Below are 6,297 nucleotides of genomic sequence, written 5' to 3'. Positions count from 1 at the left end.
CCCGCCCCGGCGAAGCCGGCTCCCGCCAAGCCCGCCCCGGCGAAGCCGGCTCCCGCCAAGCCCGCCCCGGCGAAGCCGGCTCCCGCCAAGCCCGCCCCGGCGAAGCCGGCTCCCGCCAAGCCCGCTCCCGCGAAGCCGGCCCCCGCGAAGCAGACCCCCGCCAAGCCCGCCAAGCCGGTCGCGGCGAAGGCCGTCGTCACTTGTGCCGAGGCCGGCAACGGCATCTGTGTGGAGGGGACTTCGAAGAAGCCGCTCAAGGGCGTCACCGTCGCCTCCCTCAAGGTGACCGGCTTCGCCAAGTCCGGCGTCTCGGCCGCCGCCACCGACGGGCTGACCGTGCGGAACGTGACCGCCGAGAAGAACGGCGTGTGGGGCATCGCCGAGGAGGGCTCCGTCCGCAGCGTCTACCGGCGCAACACCGCCCGTGGCAACGGGGACGCCGGCCTGTTCCTCGCCAACACCATCACCGCCGAGAAGGGCGCCTCGGACACCGGGGGAACCCTGGTCGAGCGCAACCGGCTGGAGGACAACCGGATCGGCGTCACGGTCCGGCGACTGCGCAACCTCACCGTCGCGCGCAACCTCGTCATCGACAACTGCGCCGGCGTCTTCGTCGTCGGCGACGAGAACAAGCCGAAGACCGGCGCGCTGAGCGTGCGCGAGAACCGCGTCGAGCACAACAACAAGTCCTGCCCGAAGACCGCGCGACTGGACGCCCTCCAGGGCTCCGGCATCGTGCTCACCGGCGCCGAGGACACCGAGGTGACGCGGAACAGGATCACCGGCCACGCCGGCGCCTCCCCGCTGTCCGGCGGCATCGTCGTGTTCAAGAGCTTCGTGGGCGCCACCAGCGACCGCAACCGCGTCACCGGCAACACGCTGAGCGACAACTCCCCGGCCGACCTCGTCAACACCGACACCGCCGGCGTCGGGAACACGTTCGAGAACAACTCCTGCCGCTCCTCCCGGCCCGCCGGCCTGTGCTGACCCACCGGTGACACCGAGGCACAAAGAGCCGTAGGGCACGCAGAGTTCACCGAGTTCACAGAGAGAAGGAAGGCGGCACATGACGACCGCAGAGACTGCTCCACCGCCGTCCATGCGGCTGAGGGAGCTGGTGTTCGGGGCGGCCTGTGCCGCCGCCCTCCGCACGGCGGCCCGGCTGGGAGTCGCCGACGCCGTCGGCGACTCCCCGGTGTCCGTGGAGGACCTCGCCACCGCGGTGAAGACCGAACCCCAGCCGCTGCGACGGCTGTTGCGGGCCCTGTCCTGCTACGGCGTCTTCGCCGAGCAGCCGGACGGAGCCTTCGCGCACACCGACATGTCCCGGCTGCTGCGCGAGGACGACCCGCACAGCCTGAAATACATCACCCTGTGGTGCACCGAGCCGTGGACCTGGGACGCGTGGCCCCTGCTCGACGAGGCGGTGCGCACCGGCCGCAACGTGGTCGAGGACCTGTACGGCAAGGAGTTCTTCCAGTACCTCAACGAGGACGCCCCCGAGTCGGCCCTCGTCTTCAACCGCGCCATGACCACCTCCAGCGCCCAGTCCGCCCAGGACGTCGCCGACTTCCTGGACCTGTCGGGGAGCTCCTCCGTCGCCGACATCGGCGGCGGCCAGGGGCACGTGGTGGCCAGCCTGCTGGAGAAGTACCCCGCCCTGCACGGCACCCTGCTCGACCTGCCGCGCGTGGTGGAGAACGCCGACCCCCGGCTGCGCCCCGGCGGCGCGCTCGCCGAGCGGGTGAGCGTCGTCCCCGGCGACTGCCGGGTGGCCGTCCCGGTGCGGGCGGACGTCTACATCATCAAGAACATCCTGGAGTGGGACGACGAGAGCACCGCCCGCACCCTGCGCAACGTGCGCGAGGCGGGCGGCCCCGGAACCCGGGTCGTCGTCATCGAGAACCTCGTCGACGACACCCCCTCCATGCGGTTCAGCACCGCCATGGACCTGCTGCTCCTCCTCAACGTCGGCGGCGCCAAGCACACCACCGACAGCATGGTCCGCCGGCTGACCGCGGGCGGCCTCGTCGTCGACGACATCCGCCCGGTCAACCCGTACCTGCACGCCTTCGACTGCACCGTCCCCGCCTGACATCCCCCGCGAAACGGTCGCCGGGCCCGCGCGACTCGCGGGCCCGGCGACCGGTGACGCGGCGTGGGTCAGGCGCGCCCGTCCCGCTCCCAGCGGTAGAAGCAGCGGGCCATCGCGTCCTTCGGCGAACGCCAGGTCGCCGGGTCGTACGCGCTGACGTACGCCTGGAGCCGCTCGCTGATGCCCCGGAACTCGGGATGACCGGCGACCTTGGCGATCGCCGGCCCGGGGTCCTGCTCGGACTCGATCAGGTGCAGGTACACGTCGCCGAACTCGAAGAGACTGCGCCGGGCGACGCCCACGAGGTGCGGCAGCTCCCCCCGGTCGGACTCCTCGAACAGCTTGGCGATGTCGGGGGCCGAACCGGGAGCCATCTTGGCGACGATCAGGGCCTGGTGCATGGGCCTTCCTCCGTTGTGCTCGGTTTCCGCGCGGCTTCCGCTCAGTCGGACAGGTTCGGCACGGACCCGCGCTCCGCGGCGGCCTTCTCGATGCGGTCCCGGATCAGGGCCAGCTGGACCTTGGAGTTGCGGTTGATGTTGTCGGTCATCCAGTCGTCGTCGACCGGCGCCTCGGGCTTCATCGCGAAGTCCTGCGTCCAGACCATCCGCACGCCGCCGGCGACCTCCTCGTACCGCCAGAGGATGTTCATGTACGCGAAGGGGCCCGTCTCGACCCGGCGGGCCTTCACGCTGAGGGTGTCGCGGTCCGCCTCCCGCTCCGAGACCCAGCTCCACACGGTGCCGTTCTCGTCGGGGTGCATGGTCAGCCGGAACGTCGTTTTCCGCCCCTCGGTGGAGAGGATCTCGGCGGAGGCGTACTCGCTGAACAGCCGCGGCCAGTTCGCCACGTCGTTGGTGATGTCCCAGACCAGGTCCAGCGGGGCGGCGACGGTGATCTCGTTCTGCGTGTGTCCGGGCATGTCAGGCTCCAGCCAGCAGGGCGCTGTTGACGAGGTCGAGGAACGCCTGCGGCGTCTTGCAGCGTTCCGCGTCCGGGGGCATCTGCGTGCCGTAACGGTTCTCCAGCTCGCCGACGATCCCGAGCAGACCGAGCGAGTCGACGCCGATGCTGTCGAAGCCGATGTCGGGCTGCTGGGCGAGCTCCGCGGCCGGGACGGTGACCCCGGCGCACTTCTTCATCAGCTCGGCCAGCTCTTCCACGGTGATGCGGTCGCTCATGCGGTTCCTCTCCTTTGCTTCCCGTCGCCCCGCTGCGAGGCGTCGGCGGCGCCGTGCCGCAGCACCAGCGCCGAGTTCGATCCCATGAGGCCCCGGCTGAGGACCAGCGCCGTGCGCAGCTCGGCGGCACGGGCCCGGCCGGACACGAGGTCGAGGTCGTGGCAGACGTCGAAGACGTTCGGGGTGGGCGGGACCACGCCGTGCTCCATCGCGAGCACCGCCGCCGCCGCGTCCAGCACCGGCGCCGCGCAGTAGCCCCGGCCGATGCCGGTCTTCGGCGCGGTGACCGGCACCCGCCGGCCGTGCGCGCCGAGCGCGTCGGTGATCGCCATCGCCTCGGCCCGGTCCGCCTCCGGGACGCCCAGGGCGTCCGCGAAGACCACGTCGATCTCCTCCGGGGCGCAGCCGGCCTCGTCCAGGGCGCCCCGGATCGCCTGCGCGAGCCCCTCCCGGGACTCGGCCCAGCGGGACGGCCCGGTGAAGGTCGCCGTGTGCCCGGCGAGGACGGCCCGCACCCGCGCCCCCCGCTCCAGGGCCCAGTCCTCCTCCTCCACCACGAACATGGCGCCGCCCTCGGCGGGCACGAACCCGCAGGCCGACTCCGTGAACGGGCGGTAGGCGCGGGCCGGGTCGTCGGCGGTGCTCAACTCCTCGTAGCCGAGCTGGCACACCACCGAGTAGGGGGCGAGCGGCGCCTCGGTGGCGCCGGCCACGATCACGTCGGTGCCGCGCCGCACCGCCCGCGCCGCGTGCGCCAGCGCGTCCAGACCGCCCGCCTCGTCGGCGGCGACCACCGAGCAGGGGCCCTTGAAGCCCCGGCGGATGGAGATCTGGCCGGTGCTGGCGGCGTAGAACCAGGCGATGGACTGGTAGGGGCCGACGAACCGGCTCCCCTTTCCCCACAGTTGCTGCAGCTCCCGCTGGCCGAACTCACCGCCGCCGGAGCCGGCCGCGGTGACCACGCCCACGGAGAACGGCTCGGCGTCGGTGTCGGCGTGGCCGAGACGGGCGTCCTCCAGTGCGAGGTCCGCCGCGGCCAGCGCGAAGTGCGTGAACCGGTCGGTCTGGACGAGGAAGCGCTCCTCCACCGCCGTCGACGGCTCGAAGGCGCGGATCTCGCCGGCCACCCGCAGCGGCAGGTGCTCGCAGCCCTCGCGGGTGACCCGGTCGAGGACGCTGATGCCCTCCTGGGTGGACTTCCAGAAGGACTCGGTGCTGGTTCCGTTGGGCGCGACCACACCGATTCCGGTGACGGCGGCGCGCCGTGGTCGGGGTTCGCTCATCGTGTCCTCTCCCTCGGCCGGGTCAGGATCACCGCGGACTGGAAGCCGCCGAACCCGCTGCCCACGGAGAGCACGCTGTTCAGCTTCCGCTCGCGCGCGACCTTCGGGACGTAGTCCAGGTCGCACTCGGGGTCCGGCGTCTCGTAGTTGGCGGTGGGCGGCACCACCTGGCGGGCCAGCGCCAGCACACACGCGACGACCTCGATCGCCCCGATCGCGCCCAGCGAGTGCCCCACCATCGACTTGATGGAGCTCATCGGCGTGTCGTAGGCGTGCGCTCCCAGGGACCGCTTCACCGCGGCCGTCTCGTGCCGGTCGTTCTGCTTGGTGCCCGAGCCGTGCGCGTTGACGTAGTCGATCGCCGTCGGGTCGAGCCGCGCGTGTTCGAGCGCGTCCTCGATGGCCCGGGCCATCTCCACGCCCTCCTTCGTCAGCCCGGTCATGTGGTAGGCGTTGCCGTACGTCGCGTAGCCGCCGAGCTCGCAGTACACATGGGCGCCGCGGGCCCGGGCGTGCTCCAGCTCCTCCAGGACCAGGACCGCGCCCCCCTCGCCCATCACGAACCCGTCCCGGTCGGCGTCGAAGGGACGCGAGGCGTGGGCGGGGTCGTCGTTGTGGGGCGAGGTGGCCTTGATCGCGTCGAAGCAGGCCATCGTGATCGGGGAGATGGGGGAGTCCGACGCGCCCGCGACGCACACGTCGGCCCGGCCCTCCTCGATCGTGTGGAAGGCGTACCCGACGGCGTCGAGGCCGGAGGTGCAGCCCGTGGACACCGTCTGCACCGGACCCCGGGCGCCGAACCGCTCCGCGACCGTGGAGGCGAGCGTGCTGGGCGCGAACGCCCGGTGCAGATGCGGCTCCGCCTCCCGGTGGTCCACGTCCCAGCGCTGCCCGCCCTGACTGACCAGCACGTAGTCGTGCTCCAGACGGGTGGTGCCGCCGACCGCGGTGCCCAGCGACACCCCGACCCGCCACGGGTTCTCCCGGCCGAGGTCGAGACCCGAGTCGCGGATCGCCTCCTCGCCGGCCACGAGGGCGAACTGGATGTAGCGGTCGCACCGGGCGACCTGCTCCGCGTCCAGCCCGTGGGCCGCCGGGTCGAAGTCGCACTCGGCGGCGATCCGCGACCGCAGTCCGCTCGGGTCGAAGAAGGTGATGCCCCGCGTCGCGGTGCGGCCGTTGGAGAGCAGGTCCCAGAAATTCGGTATGCCGATGCCGCCCGGCGCGACCACGCCTATCCCGGTGACCGCGACCCGCCGCGTCATGACCGGGCCCCGCGGCCGGCGGCCGGCCCGCCCGCGCCCTCCGCCGCGACGGGCATCCCGTCGGTGGTCTCGGTGTCGACATGGCCCAGCGGCGGGGTCGGGGCCAGCGGACCGAGGTGGAAGACGACACGCGCCTCCACCTTGCCGACGTTGCGGAACCGGTGCCGCATCCCGATGGGGATCATCAGTCCCTGCTCGGGCCGCAGCGGGTGGGGGTCGCCGTCCAGGTCGACCTCCAGCTGTCCGCAGACGACGTACACGAACTCCTCGGAGTACGGGTGGTAGTGCTCGCCGATGCGGTCGCCGGGCTGCACGATGGCCACGCCCATGAAGCCGCTGGTCGCGCCGACCGTGGCGGGCGTGAGCATGGCGCGCAGGTCGCCGCCGCGCCGGGTGTTCGGCTCGACCTCGCTGAGGTCCACGATTCTGGGACGGGAAGTGATCACGACGTTGCTCCGTTCGTGTGCTGTGTC

At 72.2% G+C, this 6,297-nt stretch carries 8 protein-coding genes; 2 read left to right on the top strand and 6 right to left on the bottom strand.

Annotation, left to right across the window (positions count from 1 at the left end; all coding sequences use genetic code 11):
• Positions 1-987, top strand: a 987-nt coding sequence (locus tag ACIRS4_RS06235) for a right-handed parallel beta-helix repeat-containing protein (protein WP_404190710.1), incomplete at its 5' end; no start/stop codon positions are given.
• A gap of 79 nt (positions 988-1,066) precedes the next feature.
• A complete protein-coding gene (locus ACIRS4_RS06230; protein WP_404190707.1) occupies positions 1,067-2,095 on the top strand; it encodes a methyltransferase in 1,029 nt (342 codons plus the stop codon).
• Positions 2,096-2,163: 68 nt separating this feature from the next.
• On the opposite strand, the gene ACIRS4_RS06225 is transcribed toward ACIRS4_RS06230, so the two are convergent.
• From ACIRS4_RS06225 to ACIRS4_RS06200, 6 genes are read right to left on the bottom strand one after another with little or no spacing between them, the layout of a single operon-like run.
• The gene (locus tag ACIRS4_RS06225) at positions 2,164-2,496 is read right to left on the bottom strand and encodes a TcmI family type II polyketide cyclase (protein WP_404190704.1); all 333 of its coding nucleotides are present in this window, start codon (positions 2,494-2,496) and stop codon (positions 2,164-2,166) included.
• 41 nt (positions 2,497-2,537) lie between these two features.
• On the bottom strand, positions 2,538-3,017 hold the full coding sequence (locus ACIRS4_RS06220; RefSeq protein ID WP_404190702.1) for an SRPBCC family protein: 480 nt from the start codon (positions 3,015-3,017) through the stop codon (positions 2,538-2,540).
• 1 nt (position 3,018) lies between these two features.
• A complete protein-coding gene (locus ACIRS4_RS06215; RefSeq protein ID WP_130437926.1) occupies positions 3,019-3,276 on the bottom strand; it encodes an acyl carrier protein in 258 nt (85 codons plus the stop codon).
• Positions 3,273-4,559, bottom strand: a complete 1,287-nt coding sequence (locus ACIRS4_RS06210; protein ID WP_404190699.1) for a ketosynthase chain-length factor — start codon at positions 4,557-4,559, stop codon at positions 3,273-3,275. The genes ACIRS4_RS06215 and ACIRS4_RS06210 overlap by 4 nt, the downstream gene beginning before the upstream one ends.
• Entirely contained in the window at positions 4,556-5,824 is a 1,269-nt protein-coding gene (locus ACIRS4_RS06205) for a beta-ketoacyl-[acyl-carrier-protein] synthase family protein (protein WP_358795358.1), read from the bottom strand. The genes ACIRS4_RS06210 and ACIRS4_RS06205 overlap by 4 nt, the downstream gene beginning before the upstream one ends.
• Complete coding sequence (locus ACIRS4_RS06200) at positions 5,821-6,270, bottom strand: cupin domain-containing protein (RefSeq protein ID WP_404190696.1); 450 nt, start codon at positions 6,268-6,270, stop codon at positions 5,821-5,823. Before ACIRS4_RS06200 ends, ACIRS4_RS06205 begins: the two co-directional genes overlap by 4 nt.
• Positions 6,271-6,297 lie beyond the last annotated feature (27 nt).

The sequence above is a fragment of the Streptomyces sp. NPDC101166 genome, assembly GCF_044768125.1.
GTDB lineage: Bacteria > Actinomycetota > Actinomycetes > Streptomycetales > Streptomycetaceae > Streptomyces.
The sequence above is the reverse complement of the archived record's forward strand: the minus strand, read 5'-3'. Positions and strand labels throughout refer to the sequence as shown.

Bases quoted from the DNA above. Each gene is read 5' to 3' on its own strand.
- ACIRS4_RS06230 (WP_404190707.1), top strand. From the start codon at position 1,067: ATGACGACCGCAGAGACTGCTCCACCGCCGTCCATGCGGCTGAGGGAG.
- ACIRS4_RS06225 (WP_404190704.1), bottom strand. From the start codon at position 2,496: ATGCACCAGGCCCTGATCGTCGCCAAGATGGCTCCCGGTTCGGCCCCC.
- ACIRS4_RS06220 (WP_404190702.1), bottom strand. From the start codon at position 3,017: ATGCCCGGACACACGCAGAACGAGATCACCGTCGCCGCCCCGCTGGAC.
- ACIRS4_RS06215 (WP_130437926.1), bottom strand. From the start codon at position 3,276: ATGAGCGACCGCATCACCGTGGAAGAGCTGGCCGAGCTGATGAAGAAG.
- ACIRS4_RS06210 (WP_404190699.1), bottom strand. From the start codon at position 4,559: ATGAGCGAACCCCGACCACGGCGCGCCGCCGTCACCGGAATCGGTGTG.
- ACIRS4_RS06205 (WP_358795358.1), bottom strand. From the start codon at position 5,824: ATGACGCGGCGGGTCGCGGTCACCGGGATAGGCGTGGTCGCGCCGGGC.